Source organism: Priestia sp. ABM2_011 (genome assembly GCF_056158845.1).
Map to the genome: position 1 here is coordinate 2,386,036 of NZ_JBSWUB010000001.1, position 19,477 is coordinate 2,405,512.

Here is a 19,477-nt window from a genome sequence, read left to right on the forward strand (position 1 = left end):
AATTCCTTAAAAATAATACTTGAATAATATAAATATTCAGATTATTATGTACTAATAGTCTTTTTGGTAATTAAAAGGAAAAAAAACAAAAAGAATCTAAAAGAAAAGGGAGAGAAAGTATGGCACAACCTAATTTGCAAACAGAGCAAAAACCACATCTAACAACCTTTCTAGACAAACTATTAGGAAGAGTAGAAGCATTCGGAAACAAACTACCTGATCCTTTTATTTTGTTTGTATGCTTAGCGCTTATTATCGTATTAGCGTCTGTTGCTATTAATAGTATGGGAGTAACAGTGGTCCATCCTGGTACTAATAAGACTCTTCCAATTAAAAGTTTGTTGTCGCATGAAGGCATTCAGTATATCTTAACATCGATGCTGACCAATTTCACTGAATTTAAGCCCCTAGGACTTGTACTTGCTATGATGCTTGGAGTCGGACTTGCAGAAAAAGTAGGTCTGCTTGAAGTGGCCATAAAGAAAACGATTTTAAATGCTCCAAAAGCTCTTATTACATACGCCATCATTTTTACAGGAATTATGGCCAACTTAGCGGCAGATGCTGCTTTTGTCATCGTTCCTCCGCTTGCAGCAATGATATTTTATACAGTAGGAAGGCACCCGCTTGCTGGATTAGCGGCAGGATTTGCTGGGGTGGGATCAGGCTTTACAGCGAATCTTATTATATCCGGAACCGATGGATTGTTATCGGGCATTTCTACTGAAGCTGCTAAAACAATTGACCCAAGCGCTGCTGTCAGTCCTGCAGCGAACTGGTACTTCATGGCGGCTTCTGTATTTGTTTTAACTATTATAGGAGCGATCGTCACTGAAAAGATTGTAGAACCTAGACTGGGTAATTATAAAGGAAAAAAACGCAATGATTTTGGTGAAATTAGTGAGGCAGAAGCAAGAGGCTTAAAAAACAGTATCGTTGCTGCATGTATTTATGTCGTTGTACTAGCTGTTTTCTTATTTTGGCCCAACTCTCCTCTACGAAATGAAGACGGCGGAATTGTTCCATCTCCTTTTTTAGATGGTATCATTCCGATTACGCTGCTGTTTTTTGTGGTAGTTGGCTCTGTTTATGGAATAACAGTAGGGAAAATCAAAAGTTCTAGAGATATACCTGCTTATATGACTGATTCGATGAAAGATATGGCAAGCTACATCGTCCTTATTTTTGCGGCTGCTCAATTTATTGCCTACTTTAATTGGACGAATCTTGGAACGTGGATCGCAGTAGAAGGAGCGGATATATTGAATGCATTACATCTAACAGGCTTTCCCGTTGTAATTGGTTTTGTATTTTTAACAGCTCTGCTGAATCTTCTTATTTTCAGCGGCTCTGCTCAATGGGCACTAGAAGCACCTATTTTTATTCCATTGTTCATGCTGTTAGGGTACAACCCTGGATTTATTCAAGCAGCTTACCGAATAGCAGATTCGTCTACCAATGTAATCACTCCTTTAAATCCTTACATGATTGTCATTTTAGCCTTTATGAAAGAATACGAGCCAAAAGCAGGGCTTGGAACCATCATTTCACTTATGCTTCCTTATACTTTAGCCTTCTTAGGAATTTGGATTATAATGTTGATTGTTTTTGCTGTATTCGGTATTCCTCTAGGACCAGGTGTATATATGTATTTGTAAAGAAAAATCCTCTTCTACTCCAAGAAGAGGATTTTTTATGTTAGAAATTCTAACACTTATAAATGATATTTCAGCTTATGTGTACATAGGAGAATAAATAACAAAAAGAAAAGAGGATAAAAAAACAAAAATTTTCTGAATAAATTTGCAAAAAGTAGTTGCTAAATACATATAAATCAAATATGATAGTAAACATAACAAAACATGTTATATAATCTAACATTAAATTTAGGGGTTATTTATTCGTACTTAAGGGGGAAATCATCATGCAAATGGGCGATTCAGTATTTATGTTTTTTTCAGCATTATTGGTTTGGATTATGACACCAGCTATTGCATTGTTTTACGGAGGCATGGTTCGAAGTAAAAACATGTTAAGTACCGCGATGTATAGCGTAGGTTCATTAGCTGTCATATCTGTTCTTTGGATAGTAGCTGGCTATTCGTTAGCATTTTCGACCGGTGGCAATGCTTTTATTGGAAACTTGGACTGGGTGGGATTAAAAGGCGTTGGATTCACTCCAAACGGGGACTACAGCGCAACGATCCCGCATAACATGTTTATGATGTTTCAACTAACATTTGCTGTGTTAACAGTAGCTATTATCTCGGGTGCTTTTGCAGAGCGCATGAAGTTTTCAGCATTTATCTTATTTGCTATCCTATGGTCATTATTTGTATATGCACCCGTTGCACACTGGGTTTGGGGAGTTGGCGGATGGCTTCGTGAACTAGGAGCTATTGACTTTGCTGGCGGAAACGTCGTTCACATTTCATCAGGTGTAGCAGGATTAATTCTAGCTCTTGTTGTTGGAAAACGAAAAAATGCCGATGCTGCAGCACCTCACAATTTACCGCTAACTCTTTTAGGCGGAATGCTGATTTGGTTCGGGTGGTTTGGATTTAACGTTGGAAGTTCCTTAACTATTAACAGCGTTGCAATGACGGCTTTCATTAACACGAATACAGCGGCAGCAACAGGAATTATCGGCTGGCTTGTAGTAGAGTGGATTATTAATAAAAAGCCTACGCTGCTTGGAGCCGTTTCGGGAGCGATTGCTGGACTTGTAGCTATTACACCAGCTTGTGGATTCGTTACACCGTTTGCTTCTATTGTAATTGGTTTTATCGGCGGAGCAGTTTGTTTCTGGGGTATCTTCTCACTTAAAAAGAAAATCGGTTACGACGATGCGTTAGATGCATTTGGTCTTCACGGTATTGGGGGAACATGGGGAGGTATCGCAACGGGTTTATTTGCCACAACTTCTGTAAATGATGCCGGCGCGAATGGTTTATTCTACGGAGACCCAAGTCTACTATGGAAACAGCTGGTGGCTATCGTAGCAACGTATCTGTTTGTCGGCATCGCTACCTTCATTATTGTTAAAGTGGTTGGGTTGGTAGTATCTCTACGCGCAACACAAGAAGAAGAAACGCTCGGGCTTGATATTACGCTGCACGGTGAAAGAGCGTATCACGAATCGAATATGTAAAAGGGGTGGGCACAGTGAGTGATGTTTTAACAAAAATTGAAATTATTACGCGCCCTTCAAAGTTTGAAGAGCTTAAGCAAGAACTAGCAAAAATTGGCGTGAGCGGTATTACGGTTACAGATGCGTTAGGATGCGGATTGCAAAAAGGCATTACGGAACTTTACAGGGGGGTCAAAAAACAAGACAATATGCACGCCCGAATTAAAGTGGAAATTGTGGTCTGCGAAGTTCCCGTATCCGACGTTGTTGATAAAGCAAGAAAAGTACTAAATACAGGTCAGCCTGGAGATGGGAAAATATTTATCTATGAATTAAAAAATGCGATTAAGATCCGAACAGGGGAAGAGGGATCACAGGCATTACGAAACAATAGTTAAACTCGGGGAGAAGCGGAAAACAAAGGGTCATAAAAAGGTGCATAATATGCACCTTTTTTTAGGTTGAATAGTTACAAGGCATGTTTCTTTATGGTGACATGCTTTTTTGTTATATATACAGCCAAAGAGTATATTGTAGAAAATAACTATATTTTTATTTTTCCAGCTTCTCTTTGTATATGAGATTGAATCTATTATGAAAGATTGCGAGAAAAAAGGGGTACATAAACAGTAATCTTTTTCATCGTTTCCAGAAATAACATTTTTTACAAAGATATTCGAGATTATTATGGAATTAAATAAAAGCGGAATGACCATTTTGCTCGTTGAACAAAACGCTTATCAAGCACTGCAAATCGCGCACCGAGGCTACGTGATTCAAACGGGAGGAATTATTTTGCAAGGAAAAGGACCGGAATTAATTCACAATGAAAAAATAAAAGAAGCTTATTTAGCTTAAAAAACAAACCGCATCGCGTTTTAACGCTGCGGTTTATTTTTGTTCACAGGGGATGATTTGGATAAAGCAGGTAAGCATTGCTATTATCTGGTTTAGTTTCTTAATTAAGTAGGGAACGTTTAAAATAAGATTATTGAATAAGTGAGTAATTAGATAACCTCCTAGATGAAAGGAATGCTTCAATTTAAAGCTTTTTCATAAAAAACAAAAAAAGTTGAAACTTTTTTCATCAAAAAACGTTTATAAAGTAATAGAAAAAAATGGGTACGGTTATTTACACTCAAAAAGGAAGTGAGAGCGTGGCGACGCTGAAAACTAATTATTTGACTGACTTATGCTTAATCTATAGAGAAAATCAATTTTATGTAATGCAAATACCTAGTTTCTACAAAAAAATGGCTAGCAAATACTTTCAGTTTCAGCCCCAAGAAAAAATAATTGCGTATTTACACAGCTCTTTTATAGCGGGCCTAGATAAAAGGGGAATTTGCTTTACAAATAAGGGGATTTACTGGAAAAGCAGAGGGATGAAAAAAGGAAAAATGTTATGGGAAGATTTCGCTAACATTCAATCCATTACCATTCGAAAAGAAGAAATGATTTGTTTTAATGACGTGGAGAAATTTCAAGTCAATCAAAACGATTACTCAGCTAGAAAGCTAGTATCTCTATTAAAAAAAATCAAGAAATTTATTCGCACTCATTCCCATGAATATATGTGTCAAGACTATATATATCCATGTGTATCCTCAAAAGAATTAACTTCTATTTGTTCATCTTTTCAAATTCATCAAACACCTGATCCAAAAGATGTGTTGTCGGTAGCAGGACAACTATGTGAAGAAGTTGAAAAAGAGATGCGAAACAGGCTCTATTTACCTGCAAAAGAAAAAATTGTAGCTCATTTAAATACATATCCTCTTCAAAAAACCGAGGGGATTACCGTTTGTTCTAAAGGAATTTATTTCTCAAAATCTTTTAAAACAGTTTATTACCCTTGGCACTTATTTCGCCACGTGAGTATTTCAGTGGAAACAGAGGAATTAAAAATTGCTAAAAAACATTCGTTATCTCTCAACTCAGCTGCCGTATCAAGCGGAGAAGTAATGCTGTTTCTCAAACAAATTAAACAGCATGTGCAGGCTTTGCATGAAAAAGAAATCGATATTAAACAAGATAATAAGTTTGCATGGAAAATGTTAATTTAAAAAACAGGTTACCGGTAATCTGTTTTTTTGTTTTGTAGTTCTTTAGAATCATTTATTTGGAATATTGAAAGACATCATACAAGTAAACAAGACTAGAATATTGGAAGTTAAGAAAATTTTTCCATGACTATAAGGTTAATTTTACCAAAATGTCTTTTTCGTTTGGATAATTATGCTAAAATAGAGCTCGAGTTTATTTTAAGGAGCTGACAACAAGATGGAACGTAATTATTCAATTGATTTTATTAAGTTTTTTGCTACAGTGTTTGTGGTTTGTATTCATGTTAATCCATCACATGACGATTTCTTTTTAGGGAACCAGGAAAATGTGCTAGATGTCATTGTTGACACATTTGCACGATTCGCGGTTCCTTTTTTCTTTATTGTATCAGGGTATTTGTTTATGAATAAAATTCAAAAACATCCAAAACCTTCTGCATACTTAAAAAAATACACGTGGAATATTTCAAAGCTTTATGCATGTTGGTTCATCTTTTATTTATTGTTTGGTGTAGTTCTGCGCTTATTTCAAAACCACGGAACATTAGCAGAGCGAAAAGATGCAGTAGCTGATTATTTAACATCATCCATCACATTCAAAGATATCTTTTATTATGGAAGTGACACAAGCGGATTTCAGCTTTGGTACTTGATTGCGTTAATTTGGGCTGTTGTTATCGTTTTCTTATTTCAAAGATGGAAAAAGATCGGTTTATTAATGATTATCAGCACCGTATTATATGTAACTGGGTTATTTGGACAGTCTTATTCTTTATTTTTTCCACTTTCTTTTCAAACGAGAGATGCCCTGTTCTTTGGTTTATTCTATACAGTATTAGGAGCTATGTTTGCCCTTTATGGTAAGCAAATTCTGTCAGTATTAAACGTAAGGCCCATGATTTATTTAGCCAGCTTTTTTGTGTTTTCAGCGTTAGATATCGCCGAGCGCTACTGGTTGGTCAATATCCAGCACAGCAAGCCCGGAGACTATTTTATTTCTACGATTTTTTTATCGGCATCATTGTTTTTATTCGTATTAAGCAGTCCAAGTCTTGGCAAAAACTCGTTTTTTTCAAAGGTTGGGAAAAATTCAGTTGGCATTTATGTCGTGCATATATGTATATTAAATGAGACCTATCGATTGCTTCGTTCCATAGATTCTTCTTTCTTTACAAATAGTATCGTCGCATATGTACTTATCGTCCCAGCAGTTTTTTGGTGCTCGTACTATTTATACAGAGGGATTCAATGGACAAAGGGAAAGTTACATGCAAAGCCGCACAAACATTCGTTTACAAAGCTACAGCATAAATAAGAAAAGCACCGGAGCAAGGGACTGACCCCAAAGCTTCCGGTGTTTTTTTGATAAAAAATGAGTAATTTAAAACCTAATTGGCTTGAGCTTCGTCTAATGTATTGAAAAAGAGGTGAGTGAAGTGAACGATTTGCTATTTGCATTAGTAGAGCAAGAAGAGTATGAAATTCTTTTAGAAGAGGCTATGAATGAATATGGTCAATCCATCTTGCAGCTTGTATATTCTTACGTGCGAAATTCTACTGTTAGTGAGGATTTGACACAAGAAATTTTTGTGAAGTTTTATAATTCTCTTTCTACGTATTCTAAGCAATCTAGTTTGAAAACTTGGTTATGGCGCATTGCTATTAATCACTGCAAAGATTATTTAAAAAGTTGGTACGTGCGAAAAATGCAATTTACAGAACATATACATATGATTTTTGAATCAAGCAAAGAAATGATCGAAGAAGAAATGGTAAAAAAAGAGGAGTCTGAAGAATTGGTTCAAACTGTAATGAGTCTTCCATTAAAGTATAGAGAACTCATTTATCTGCATTATTTCGAAGAATACACAATTAAAGAAATAGCTGAGCTTTTATCTATTAATTCTAATACGATTAAAACACGATTACGGCGTGGAAAAGAATTGTTAAAACAAATGATAGAGGAGGGCTAATATGGATGAAAGATTACGTCATCTAAAAGGCTCAATGAAGCAATCTGTATTCCAAAACCTGCAGTTTACTGACAAGCACAAGCAAGCTATTAAGCGAAAAATAAAACAAGAAAACATTTTACTGCCAGCGCTACAGCTTCTGTCAGTTGAAAAAAATGGAATAGAACTTGTTCAAAAACTACGGAGTAGAGGAATTCAAGAGTTTGATGAACAAGAAGGGTTTGTGTACATTCTGCTGCATCAGCTTGAGCAAAAATCATACGTAACAAGCCGCTGGAAAGAAGATCAGAAGAAATACTATCAGCTGAATAGTAAAGGTAAAAAGGTAATGAAAAGCTTAGAAAATGGAAGTCAACGATCAGCTTTTGTCCTTCAAGGGTTATTAGGAGGAGGACAATGAAAAAAGAAGAATTTTTACAGTCAATTACTCAAGAAATAAAACATAAAGAAGCAAAAGAAGCAGTGTATCAAGAGCTTGATGCCCATATTAAAAACTTAGAACGAGAATCTATTCAGCGCGGTGTTTCTCAAGAGGAAGCTGAAAAAAAAGCTGTTGAACAAATGGGCAGTTCAGCGGAACTAAGCAGACGCTTTCAAAAGCTATACCGCACAAAGATTGATTGGATCTTAGTTTCATTATTTGTTGCAGCGTTAGGCTTAGGAATGTTGACAATTAAGCTAGGTTCATCTATATCAATGGAAACCAAACTTATTACTGCATTAATTGGACTAGCCCTGACAGCAGTATGTGCTTTTCAAAACTACCGCAAGTGGAGAGAGTGGGGGTGGGTAGCATTTATAGCTCCTACACTCCTCCTTGTAGTATTTAATCTGCATATATTGCCAGAAAGGATTCAACCAAACGTTCAAGGTACAACCGTAGTAAACCTATCTTTTTTTAGCCTAGATTTAAATTTCATTTTAATATTTTATTTAATAGGTTGGGGATATATTTTACAACGTAGGTCATGTAACGTTCCCATTATAGCAGTACTATTTATTTTAACCATAGTCTTATACGGGCGTTTAACTAGTATTCCTAATGTGATGATGTACATCATCATGATCGCTTCTATGTTTATATTTAGTGCTCGTAAACATGCTAAAAAGATCACTTTGTTGTTTCTGCTCACACTGTTTATAATTATAGCCGTTATGCTGCTCCTTTCAGGAAGCTCTTATTACTTAAGTCGTCTATCAATTGTGCTGCATCTAGGGAAAGATCCAGCAGGGGCAGGCTACGTCCCTGTACATCTTTCTCGCCTGTTCCATCAAGCTGAGTGGCTTCCTCAAGCTAATCCATCAGAGGGATACCGAATAGGTGGAATCGACACAGAATTTGTATATGCAGGTTTGACCTATGCCTACGGCTGGGGAATTTCAATTTTTATTATGCTAGTGTTGAGTGCTTTATTAGTAAAAATGATACTGTTAATTAAACAGATTCGCGATCCGTTTGGAAAAATGCTTGTTTCCGGAAGCGTAAGCGTGTATGCATTTCAGTTGCTTTATAATTTAGGTATGTCGTTTAATCTCCTTCCAATTATGGGTGTATGGTTGCCATTTATAAGTTATGGTATGGGTCCCACAATTGCAAATGCGGTGTTCATTGGCATTGTGCTTAGTATATATAAAACAAAAGATATACCGATAAAAGAGCTGGCTAACTAAGCCAGCTCTTTTATGATGCAATAGCATACAAAAGCTGCTTTTGCATTTTAGGAGATAAAGGAATATTTTGATACAATTCGTAAATATGATGTTCGTTCCGGTGATAACAAATCCAATCCTTGTATGTTCCTTTTAAGAAGATGCGAAAAAACACGATTCGCTTATTCGTGCCGCCTGTTTTTAATTCAATTTTCAAATCATCTGTTTCTAATGTATACTGTACTGTAGAAGAGGAGAGAGCAAGTTTAGTTGTTTTTTTACTTGTTTTAATGAATTCGGCAAGTTCAATGATCTTCATTTTTTTACCTCACTCTATTGTAAATTAGGGGTATCTTATACGTATGATGTGTACAAAGAAAATAGAATCGTTTTTTTATAGTTTAGAAGAAGGATCTTCAGCCCCTTCGTTAAGGGATTTGCATAAAAGGTTGACGTTTTCTTTGAATACAAATAAAATGCATATTAAGAAGTATTTCCCTCATTGTAACTACAGAAAAAGAAGAATTAAGGGGGCTCAATATGTTGACTGACTTAGTCGTAAGTCAAAAAGTAGTCAAGGTAAATGAATTCACTGTTGTAGGAGTGCCTATTCGAACAGATGAACCTGTGGAAGAAACGGGCACAGGTCTTATTCCTGAGCACTGGCAGACTTTTTATAAACAACAGTTAGCTAATAAAATCGCCAATAAAGTAAATGGTAATACATTTGCTCTTTATACAGAATTTGAATATAATCAAAAAATGGATTTTACATTTGCTCTCGGCTACGAAGTTTTACCCGGCGGCGAACTGAAAGAGGATATGAGAGAGTTCATCATCCCAGAAGGTGAATATATGGTGTTTACAACAGCTGTTGGGCCAGCTAGACAGGTAGTCGTAGAGGCTTGGGCTTATATTCGCGAGTGGGCTAAAAAAAATCATCGTGCCTATAAAATAGATTTTGAACTATATGATGAACGCTGTATTGATCCTGAGTACAGTCAAGTTGATATTTATGTTTCGATTTAATAGCTAGTTTTGCTAAGTAGTTAAGATGCAGAGAAGCGTTTTTTGCTGCGTTCTTACTTTTGACGATAGGAATACAAAAGGGGTTTAGTGAGAGTGATCAGCAACGATTTATTACAAGCTTTAAAAGACGGATATAAACAGAGAATTAAATGGGTACTTATAAGTCAAATGGCACTGTTCATCACCGTAGCAGTCATACTTGTATCAAATTTTGTCACTAAATTTTCGTTTAACCAATTGAGCTTTATTTTTGTTTTGGTTAGTATAAGTTCGCTGTTATCAGGGGTAGAGCACGTATTGTTAAAACGTGAGAAGTGGCAATGGATTTTTGATTTTATTTTAGCTGCTTTTTTTATTGGTTTATCTATTTTTTTACACCGTTAAAGCGCCTGGTTCAGCGCTTTTTTATTTTGAACAGCTCAGCACACAAATTCCGGACCTTTCTAGTATAAACAAAACAAAAATAGGTATTTATGACGAAGATAGTCAGAAAATTTAGTAAAAAAGTCTTGTATCTTGTCTTTATTTCGATTATGATAAGTTTACACCCTTCGTATTCACTTCTTTGGATGTCAGTACCTCTATTTTTACACTACAGAAAAGAGGTGAAGCCATTTCTTCAGTTTTCCTGCTAGCCTGCATATTAACCCTTTTAGCTATTTTATTTAGTAGCAACTACCCTCAAAATTAAAGGAGATATCGCGCTTATGTCAAAAGCTCCTGTAAAAAACGATATTGAACTTCAACTATCTGAAACGCACTTTTTTCAACTGCTTGATTTAATTTATTTAGGTAACTGGATGGTCACAGCATGTTCTGGAGTGGAAGATGAGCATGCACAGGAATATACGGATGTAGAAAAACAAATGTTTTCACACGCAGAGCCTTTCCTTGAAAAAGGACCTTTTCACACGCTAAACAGTGAGGTTATGTTTACAGAAGAACATGAAGATTCTCTTCAAGATATTATTGGAGAATACGATAACGAAGTGTTTTGGGAAGCGCTAGCCTATCGCATGGCTAAACGAGATGTGATAGAGCAAATAGGACCCACTAAAGAAATAAAAAATGAAGTTTTTATGCAAATTTTTCATCGAGAAATGGATTATATACGAGAGTTTGAGACAAATGGAATTAAACGAATAACTATACCGCCTTTGCAGTAAAGGAGACAAATCGGCTTTCAACCTTGAAGGCCGATTTGCTGTTAAGCTGAAGCTTTTCTATTCCGCCTAAGAGGCGGGAGAGATCGGTATGTAAAGCTCCGCCATAACCATTCACACGGACCGTAATAGAAATAATAAAGCCACCACTTATTAAGAAAAAGCTGGAGTGTATAGATGATGAGACAAATAACCGTGCTTTCCGTTAAGGTAAGAGTTCCGTATAAACCAAAGACTCGAACCATCCACAGGCAAATTAAAGTTTGGCTAAGGTAAGTTGTTAATGCCATTGTTCCACTATACTTAAAAAGACCCAGCATTGAAGCATAAGGAGAAAATTGCAGGAATAACAGTAAGGTGGTAAGATAAAAAAAACATAGAAAAATGCCGCTCAAACTTGTAAAAAGGTGAATGGCCGCCTGCTGATAGAGTTCGTATCTTAAAATCTCTGTTTTTAGCATGGCCAGAATAATAGTTAAAGTGAAACCTGCTGCGCCTGTTATTGACTGAATTTTCTTGAAAAAAGAACGATTTTGTTCGATATTATGTACCAATCCTTTTTTAGCAGTATATAAGCCAAATAACAACATAGAAAATACGGGAAAGATAGAAAACGGTAGATTTAATAGCATAGGCACCACTTCAACATTCAAACGATAAAACAGCCAAGATAAATAGTCTGCTTGCCTGTAGGTGGATAAATATTGGGTTAAGACATGTTCATGTAAAGCTTTATACTCCCACTGAGCCTCCTGCAAGACGTGTGCTGGAATAAAAAACTGCATACAAGCCAAAAGATAAAAAAAGCATAGCAAGCCTATTGCCCACAGCAAAATCGTCTTAGCTTTTCGATTGTAAAAAAAGAATAATAAAAAACCGCCAATAGCATACACATGCAAAATGTCTCCATACCAGAAAAAGACAAGATGAAAAAGCCCAATTAATAGCAAAGCAGCCATTCTTCTTGACCATAAAGCAGCGGCAAAGTACTGCTTTTCTTCAGCTCTATGCAAAAAAATTCCGCATCCAAGTCCAAACAAAAAAGAAAAAATGGTAAAAAACTTCCCTTGCACAAACAGCTGCAAGAACAAATCAATATAAGCATCTATTCCTTCATACTTATAAGAAACATTGTACAGCTGAAAAATAAATATCGGAGAAGTAAAAGCCGGTATATTCACTAAAAAAATGCCCAGCAAAGCAATGCCCCGAATAATATCAAGAACAACAAGACGTTCGTTAAGGGGAAGTGGAGAAGGATTCATCGCTGTCGCTCCTTTTGGTTAGATATGTACATCTTAACACGGCAGTGGCGAAAAAATAGGTGGAAGTACAAAAAAATAAGCGGAAAGATTCATAGCTTTATGGATGAAAAAGTTGGATAATAATGGTATGGTCACCCATATCAAATATGAAAGGTGGAGAAAAAGATGAAAACAGCACTTGTGTTAGGTGGAACGCGTTTTTTCGGAAAAAATTTAGTTCAGACATTGCTTTCTAAAGGAGTACAGGTTACGTTAGCAACGCGAGGTAAAACACCGGATGATTTCGGCGACCGAGTTGAGCGAATTTTTCTTGATCGTGTAGAAAAAGATTCTGTAATCGAAACAACAAGAGGAAGAAAATGGGATGTTATCTTCGATCAAATATGCTATTCTTCACACGGCGCAGCTGTTGCTGTTGAAGCTTTTCGTCATAGTACGAGTCACTATGTACTTACCTCGACTCTTTCAGTATATGGTTCTTTAGAAAAAACGTGTTATGAAGAAGATTTTGATCCATACAAGTATCCTATTTCATATACACGCCGTGAAAATATTTCCTATCAAGAAGGAAAACGCCAAGCCGAGGCAGTATTCTTTCAAAAAGCACCGTTTTCGGTAACAGCTGTCCGTTTTCCAATTGTTATGGGAAAAGATGATTATACGGACCGCTTGCGTTTTCACATAGAAAAAATTATGCATGGAGAAGAAATTGGTGTACCGGCTATTGAAGCAGAAATGAACTTCATTTCACAGGAAGAAGCAGGTGAATTTTTAGTTTGGTGTGCAGAACAGAAGCTAAAAGGGCCGATTAACGCTTGTTCAAATGGTACCATTTCACTCAAAAATTTATTTTCATATATTGAACAAGCAGCGGATAAAACAGCAAGAACAACCTCTCGTTTAACGGATGAAAATAGTTCTCCGTACGGAGTAGATCATTCTTGGACGATGAGCAATGAAAAAGCTAGCTTTTGGGGATATTCATTTACGAACCTGCAGGACTGGCTGCCTTCATTAATCAAAACTGTCGTTGAAAGCGAAAAGAAAGTACCTTTAAGTTAGAGAACAACAAAGACTGCACGTTTAGCAGTCTTTTTGCTGTTACAAGCAGAACATTTTTATTTTATGAGCAAAAAAGGTACGCTAAGTATACATCATTATATAGAAGAAAGAAGGATACACTATGGCAAAACATCACTTTCATTTGCAAGCAAATTGGCCAGGAGGCCGAAATGAAGTGGGAACAATTGAAGCAGGGCAATTAAAAACAAGCATTTCTATTCCACCAGAAATGGACGGGCCAGGAGCCGGGACAAATCCAGATGAAATGCTGCTAGGAGCAGCAGCCACCTGCTACATTATCACGCTTGCAGCGATGCTAGAAAGAAGTGGAATCCATCAGGAGGCTTTAACGATGGAATCAGAAGCTATCGTGGACGTAACGAATGGTGTGTTTACGTACGAAAAAATCATTCATAAACCTCACGTGATCGTCACACCTAAATTTGCGGCCCAAGAAGAGAAAATCAATCGACTTATAAAAAAAGCAGAAACGTCCTGTATGATTTCAAGAGCCATTCAAGGAAATGTAGAGATCGAATTAGAACCTCAGCTCACAGTAAAAGCGTAATGAATCCATTACGCTTTTGTTATGTTTATTTCTAAAAAATAGCACATTTAAGATTGTAAAATACTCAAATTTGAATATAATAATTTAAGTAGCTATCATTTCTGTTCATCAAAAAGATGACGCGAAAGGAGGAACTGAAATGGTTTCATCAGAAAAACATATTCGTTTTATCGTAGCAGGATTGCTGCTCGGTATTTTTATGTCAGCCATGGATAATACCATCGTAGCGACGGCTATGGGGAAAATCATTTCTGATCTAGGCGGATTAGATAAGTTTGTTTGGGTTACGTCCGCTTATATGGTTGCCGTGATGGCAGGTATGCCGATATTTGGTAAACTATCTGATATGTACGGCCGTAAACGGTTTTTTATTTTTGGGTTAACCGTATTCTTACTTGGATCCGCATTGTGTGGTTTAGCACAAAGCATTGTGCAGCTAAGTATTTACCGAGTGATTCAAGGAATTGGAGGAGGAGCGCTTCTTCCGATTGCTTTTACCATCGTATTTGATATTTTCCCTCCTGAAAAACGCGGGAAAATGACGGGATTATTAGGTGCCGTTTTTGGCTCAGCAAGCGTATTTGGTCCACTTCTCGGTGCTTACATTACGGAATACATCAGCTGGCACTGGGTGTTTTACGTGAACGTGCCAATTGGACTTTTATCGTTATTTTTTATTATGCGCTTTTATAAAGAGTCAAAAAGTCATAAAAAGCAAAAAATTGACTGGGCTGGTGCAGCCACTCTTGTCATTTCAGTAGTAAGTTTAATGTTTGCTCTTGAACTTGGAGGAAAAGAGTATGAGTGGTCTTCTCCGCAAATTTTATCTCTTTTTGCTATCTTTGCTGTGGCGCTGTCACTCTTCTTTTTTGTGGAAAAGCGCGCGCAAGAGCCGATTATCTCATTTTGGATGTTCAAGCGCCGTTTATTTGCAACATCACAGATTCTCGCTTTCTTATACGGAGCAACGTTTATTATTTTAACGGTATTTATTCCTATTTTCGTTCAAGCTGTCTACGGAGGTTCTGCTACAAATGCAGGTTTAATTTTAACTCCGATGATGTTAGGCTCAGTAGCAGGAAGTGCGATCGGCGGGATTTTTCTCACAAAAACAAGCTTCCGAAACTTGATGATTATGTCCGTTTTTTCATTTGCAGTAGGAATGTTCTTGTTAGGAACAATGGAACCTGATACACCTCGTTGGATGCTCACGGTATTTATGATTTTGACTGGATTTGGCGTAGGGTTTAGCTTTTCTCTTTTACCAACGTCGTCAACTCATAAGCTAGATCCACAGTTTAGAGGTTCTGCCAACTCAACAAACTCATTTGCTCGTTCTTTAGGAATGACGCTGGGAGTTACGATTTTTGGAACGATTCAAAGCAATACATTTACAAATGAGCTGCAGCGCAATTTTCAAGGTATGGGAAATGGATCACAAGGAGCATTTTCTCAAATAGGAGATCCGAGTGCAGTTTTTCAATCAAGTGCCCGAAACAGCATTCCGCCTCAAATATTAGATAAGATTGTTGATGCTATGTCTACATCGATCACGTATGCATTTATGCTTGCTCTTATTCCAATTGCAGTAGCTATTATTACTGTCTTTTTAATGGGAAATGAACGAGTGGAAGTTCCCCCTAAAAAGCGGGTAGAAGCTAAGGAACCGGCAGCTCAAAAATAGAAAAGGCACGAATTTATTCGTGCTTTTTTTACTAAATAAGATGCATGTCAAGAGGTGAAAGGTGTTATGAGTGTTAAATTAGTCATACTGGGCTTATTAATGGAAGGAAATAAGCACCCTTATGAAATTCAGCAAACCATTAATGAAAGACAAATGAAGCACTATATTAAACTTGCAAGCGGTTCTTTATATTACGCTTTTGATACGCTCGAAAAAGATCAGTTGGTGAAAGTAGTCGATGTGATTCGAGAGACGAACAGACCTGAAAAGACCGTTTATTCTATCACGGATGCAGGAAGAGAAGAATTTGAACGCCTTTATTTTGAACAGCTGTTAAAAAAAGAGCATATGCATAGACCTGTTTATGCTGCTCTTTCATTTACTTCTTACGTGGATCAAAAAAAAGTGGCTTCTGCTTTAGAAAAAAAGATTGAGGAAACGGCAGCTTATTTAGAAAAAATGCAAAATTTGTACCAAGTTAAAAAGGTCGATCATTCCATTGCAAATCTGTCGATCATTATGCGCACGATTATGCATTTGAAAGTAGAACTAACTTGGTTCACTCATTTACTCGAAGCGGCGAAAAGCAGCAAGCTTACAGAAGTAGATGATGGTTATTTTAAAGACGTTGAAAAAATCGTAGATGAGTTTTAAAAAAAGAAGCAAAACACTGCTTCTTTTTTTAAATAGTCATAAAATATATTTTAAGCAATTTAATTTTGCCAAAAGCTAGGTCAATAACAATTAATTAACACCTGATTCGACCTTTAATCAGCTTTACTTATAAAACGCTTTCAAAAAGTAGTAAGACTATTAAAAAAGTAAAAAAAATTAAAGAAATATAGCGATTTCATTTTGATTGACGAGTAAAAGAGTGGTAAAATATAAGCAGATATCAGATACACACGCAGTGAGATTTATCACTCGTTGTAAAGATGTCAGACGATAAGGTAATCGACATTCAAAATGGAAAGATTGTTGAGTACGACAATTATTATAACTCGTTGGGGGTTTTATCATGGGTAACGAAACGTCGAATAGAGGGGAGCCTTGGCAAGGATTTTTGGGTCCGAACTACGGCTATGTATTAGAACAGTATGAGTTATATGAAGAGCAGTCAGATCTAGTAGATCCAGACTTAAAAGAATTATTTGATTATTGGGGTGCTCCTCCATTAAACGAAAGTGAGCAGGTTCAGCAAGCTGAATACGCACAGACTGCACCTTCAGCTAACACATCTAAAATTGCATCGGCTATTAAGCTAGCGGAAAACATCCGTGCTTATGGTCATCTATACGCGTCAATTAAGCCTCTTGAAAGCGAGAAGAAAGATCCTGTCTTGCTTCACTTGGAAGATTACAATTTAACGCAAGAAGATTTAAAATCAATTCCGGTTGATATTTTATGTACGAATGCGCCATCACACGTCAAAAATGGTTTAGACGCAATTAACTATTTAACAGATGTCTACACAAAAACCATTGCGTTTGAATTCCATCACGTACATAACATGGAAGAGAATAAGTGGCTGACTGATATGGTCGAGTCAGGTGCTATTTTCCAACCTCTTTCAAATGAGAAAAGAACTTCTGTATTAAAGCGTTTAACAGAAGTAGAAGGCTTTGAACAATTTTTACATCGTACATTTGTCGGACAAAAACGCTTTTCTATTGAAGGCGTAGATATGTTAATTCCACTTGTAGATGAACTGATTGCACGCTCAGTGGAAACAAGCCCAAAAACGGTTAATATCGGTATGGCTCACCGTGGACGTTTAAATGTATTAGCACACGTATTAGGCAAGCCGTATGAAATGATTTTTGCGGAATTCCAGCATGCGCCTAACAAGGAATTAGTTCCTTCAGAAGGTTCAATCGGTATCAACTACGGCTGGACGGGAGACGTAAAATATCACCTGGGTGCCGACAAACAAATTAAAGCAGAGAACACAGTTCGAGCTCGTTTGACATTGGCTAGTAACCCTAGTCACTTGGAGTTTGTTAATCCGGTTGTGGAAGGGTTTACAAGAGCGGCTCAAGATGAGCGTGATGTGAATGGATACCCGAAACAAGATGTAAAAAAATCGTTCGCGATTTTAATTCACGGAGATGCTGCGTTCCCTGGTGAAGGTATTGTACAAGAAACGCTGAACTTAAATCAATTGACTGGTTATCAAACAGGTGGAACAATCCACATTATTGCTAACAACATGATTGGATTTACAACAGAAAGCGTCGATTCTCGTTCAACAAAATATGCAAGTGACTTAGCAAAAGGGTTTGAAATTCCAATCGTTCACGTAAACGCGGATGATCCGGAAGCCTGTTTAGCGGCTGCTTATTTTGCTTATGAGTATCGCAGACGTTTTAACAAAGATTTCTTGATTGATTTAATTGGATACCGTCGATTTGGCCACAATGAAATGGATGAACCGTCTGTAACGCAGCCGAAGATGTATGAAATTGTGACAAAACGTCCAACCGTTCGTGCTATGTATGCAAAGCAGCTCGAAGAACAAAACGTTATTCAAAGCGGTCAAGCAGATCAAATTAATGAAGAGTTACAAGCGAAGTTAAAAGCAGCTTATGAGAAAGTACCGCCAAAAGCTGAAAAACAACATAGAATTATGGAAATGCCACAAGCAGTCTTCAAAGGAATTTCAGATATTGATACATCTGTTACAAAAGAAGAGCTGTTTGAAGTGAATCAAGAGCTAGTGAAATACCCTGAAGGATTTAACGTATTTCCAAAACTTGATCGCATCTTATCTAAACGTGCCAAAGCGTTTGAAGAAAATGAAAGCGTGGATTGGTCATTGGGTGAGGCATTTGCATTTGCTACGATTTTAAGAGACGGCACGCCAATTCGTATTACAGGCCAAGATTCTGAACGTGGTACGTTTGCACATAGACATCTTGTTCTTCATGATCATAAGACAGGGGATGTTTACTCACCACTACACGCAATGAAGAACGTAAGCGCTTCCTTTGATATTCGTAACAGTCCATTATCTGAAGGTTCAGTGCTTGGATTTGAATACGGCTATAATGTATTTGCTCCTGAAACGCTTGTTCTTTGGGAAGCACAATTCGGTGATTTTGCCAATGCAGGTCAAGTTATTATTGACCAGTTTATTGCAGCAGGTCGTGCTAAGTGGGGACAAAAATCTGGAATGGTCTTATTGCTGCCACATGGCCATGAAGGTCAAGGGCCAGAACACTCAAGCGCTCGTCTAGAACGTTATTTACAGCTAGCTGGAGAAAACAACTGGACAATCGCAAACGTAACAAGCGCTGCGCAATATTTCCACTTACTTCGACGACAAGCTGCCATTTTACAGCGCGAAGAAGTAAGACCGCTAGTAGTTATGACACCAAAAAGTTTGCTTCGTAATGCTTTTAGTGTGTCAAACCTTGAAGAGTTTACAAAAGGCTCTTTCCGCTTAGTAGTAGAACAGCCTGGATTAGGCAAAAAAGAAGATGCAGTTGAACGAATCGTTCTGTGCAGCGGAAAAATCAGCAGTGAGTTAACGGAACGCTTAAACAAAGCAGAAGATGATAAAGATTGGCTACACGTTCTTCGTCTAGAACAAATTTATCCGTTCCCAAGACGCGTAATTGCTGAAATCTTTGCTCGCTATAAAAATTTAAAAGAGATTGTCTGGTTACAAGAAGAGCCTGAAAACATGGGCGCATGGAACTATGTAGAAGATCGACTGCGTGAAGTAGCACCAGAAGGAGCTACTGTTGACTACATCGGCCGCACAAGACGCTCAAGTCCAGCTGAAGGAGATCCAACAGTTCACAGACAAGAACAAGAACGTATTTTACAAGATGCATTAACTAAAAATGAAATTGCTAACGACGTTGTTACACGATAAGGAAGGG

At 37.2% G+C, this 19,477-nt stretch carries 18 protein-coding genes and 1 pseudogene; 17 read left to right on the forward strand and 2 right to left on the reverse strand.

Going from position 1 to position 19,477, the window contains the following annotated elements; translation table 11 throughout:
* The first annotated feature begins 119 nt into the window (after positions 1–119).
* From ACXAE4_RS12950 to ACXAE4_RS12990, 9 genes and pseudogenes are all read left to right on the forward strand, one after another.
* Entirely contained in the window at positions 120–1,658 is a 1,539-nt protein-coding gene (locus ACXAE4_RS12950; protein ID WP_176551777.1) for an AbgT family transporter, read from the forward strand.
* A 266-nt stretch (positions 1,659–1,924) separates the two neighbouring features.
* Positions 1,925–3,151 (forward strand): ammonium transporter, encoded by a 1,227-nt coding sequence (locus tag ACXAE4_RS12955; protein WP_028412855.1) that lies wholly within the window; start codon positions 1,925–1,927, stop codon positions 3,149–3,151.
* 14 nt (positions 3,152–3,165) lie between these two features.
* The gene (locus ACXAE4_RS12960; RefSeq protein ID WP_013057611.1) at positions 3,166–3,528 is read left to right on the forward strand and encodes a P-II family nitrogen regulator; all 363 of its coding nucleotides are present in this window, start codon (positions 3,166–3,168) and stop codon (positions 3,526–3,528) included.
* Positions 3,529–3,799: 271 nt separating this feature from the next.
* A pseudogene (locus ACXAE4_RS12965) lies at positions 3,800–3,988 on the forward strand (ABC transporter ATP-binding protein); the annotation flags it as partial.
* Between the two features lie 527 nt (positions 3,989–4,515).
* Positions 4,516–5,196: a hypothetical protein gene (locus ACXAE4_RS12970; RefSeq protein ID WP_223546143.1), complete on the forward strand. Its 681-nt coding sequence runs from the start codon at positions 4,516–4,518 to the stop codon at positions 5,194–5,196.
* Positions 5,197–5,413: 217 nt separating this feature from the next.
* Positions 5,414–6,511, forward strand: coding sequence for an acyltransferase (locus ACXAE4_RS12975; RefSeq protein WP_475236157.1), 1,098 nt, complete (start codon positions 5,414–5,416; stop codon positions 6,509–6,511).
* A 121-nt stretch (positions 6,512–6,632) separates the two neighbouring features.
* Positions 6,633–7,169: a sigma-70 family RNA polymerase sigma factor gene (locus ACXAE4_RS12980; protein WP_099000299.1), complete on the forward strand. Its 537-nt coding sequence runs from the start codon at positions 6,633–6,635 to the stop codon at positions 7,167–7,169.
* A gap of 1 nt (position 7,170) precedes the next feature.
* Complete coding sequence (locus ACXAE4_RS12985) at positions 7,171–7,569, forward strand: PadR family transcriptional regulator (RefSeq protein ID WP_033579410.1); 399 nt, start codon at positions 7,171–7,173, stop codon at positions 7,567–7,569.
* Entirely contained in the window at positions 7,566–8,840 is a 1,275-nt protein-coding gene (locus ACXAE4_RS12990; RefSeq protein ID WP_099000298.1) for an FtsW/RodA/SpoVE family cell cycle protein, read from the forward strand. The genes ACXAE4_RS12985 and ACXAE4_RS12990 overlap by 4 nt, the downstream gene beginning before the upstream one ends.
* 10 nt (positions 8,841–8,850) lie before the next feature.
* On the opposite strand, the gene ACXAE4_RS12995 is transcribed toward ACXAE4_RS12990, so the two are convergent.
* Positions 8,851–9,138, reverse strand: coding sequence for a hypothetical protein (locus ACXAE4_RS12995; protein WP_028412858.1), 288 nt, complete (start codon positions 9,136–9,138; stop codon positions 8,851–8,853).
* A gap of 221 nt (positions 9,139–9,359) precedes the next feature.
* On the opposite strand from ACXAE4_RS12995, the gene ACXAE4_RS13000 reads away from it, so the two are divergent.
* The 3 genes from ACXAE4_RS13000 to ACXAE4_RS13010 all read left to right on the forward strand — a co-directional run bounded on the left by ACXAE4_RS13000 (position 9,360) and on the right by ACXAE4_RS13010 (position 11,014).
* Positions 9,360–9,848, forward strand: a complete 489-nt coding sequence (locus ACXAE4_RS13000) for a GyrI-like domain-containing protein (RefSeq protein ID WP_028412859.1) — start codon at positions 9,360–9,362, stop codon at positions 9,846–9,848.
* Positions 9,849–9,941: 93 nt separating this feature from the next.
* Entirely contained in the window at positions 9,942–10,232 is a 291-nt protein-coding gene (locus ACXAE4_RS13005; RefSeq protein WP_013057601.1) for a hypothetical protein, read from the forward strand.
* A 323-nt stretch (positions 10,233–10,555) separates the two neighbouring features.
* A complete protein-coding gene (locus ACXAE4_RS13010; protein ID WP_033579407.1) occupies positions 10,556–11,014 on the forward strand; it encodes a hypothetical protein in 459 nt (152 codons plus the stop codon).
* A gap of 41 nt (positions 11,015–11,055) precedes the next feature.
* Here the strand turns inward: ACXAE4_RS13010 and ACXAE4_RS13015 are convergent, their stop codons facing one another.
* Positions 11,056–12,276 carry a DUF418 domain-containing protein gene (locus ACXAE4_RS13015; protein ID WP_099000297.1) on the reverse strand — a complete coding sequence of 407 codons (1,221 nt, stop codon included), beginning with the start codon at positions 12,274–12,276 and terminating at the stop codon, positions 11,056–11,058.
* A 165-nt stretch (positions 12,277–12,441) separates the two neighbouring features.
* Between ACXAE4_RS13015 and ACXAE4_RS13020 the strand changes: the two genes are divergently transcribed.
* The 5 genes from ACXAE4_RS13020 (at position 12,442) to sucA (ending at position 19,470) form a co-directional block, all read left to right on the forward strand.
* Positions 12,442–13,338, forward strand: a complete 897-nt coding sequence (locus ACXAE4_RS13020) for an NAD-dependent epimerase/dehydratase family protein (RefSeq protein WP_028412863.1) — start codon at positions 12,442–12,444, stop codon at positions 13,336–13,338.
* 121 nt (positions 13,339–13,459) lie between these two features.
* Complete coding sequence (locus ACXAE4_RS13025; RefSeq protein WP_099000296.1) at positions 13,460–13,906, forward strand: OsmC family protein; 447 nt, start codon at positions 13,460–13,462, stop codon at positions 13,904–13,906.
* A gap of 139 nt (positions 13,907–14,045) precedes the next feature.
* Positions 14,046–15,590, forward strand: coding sequence for an MDR family MFS transporter (locus ACXAE4_RS13030; protein WP_289577956.1), 1,545 nt, complete (start codon positions 14,046–14,048; stop codon positions 15,588–15,590).
* Between the two features lie 66 nt (positions 15,591–15,656).
* Complete coding sequence (locus tag ACXAE4_RS13035) at positions 15,657–16,244, forward strand: PadR family transcriptional regulator (RefSeq protein WP_028412866.1); 588 nt, start codon at positions 15,657–15,659, stop codon at positions 16,242–16,244.
* Between the two features lie 364 nt (positions 16,245–16,608).
* Positions 16,609–19,470, forward strand: coding sequence for a 2-oxoglutarate dehydrogenase E1 component (gene sucA, locus ACXAE4_RS13040; RefSeq protein WP_028412867.1), 2,862 nt, complete (start codon positions 16,609–16,611; stop codon positions 19,468–19,470).
* The last annotated feature ends 7 nt before the right edge of the window (positions 19,471–19,477 follow it).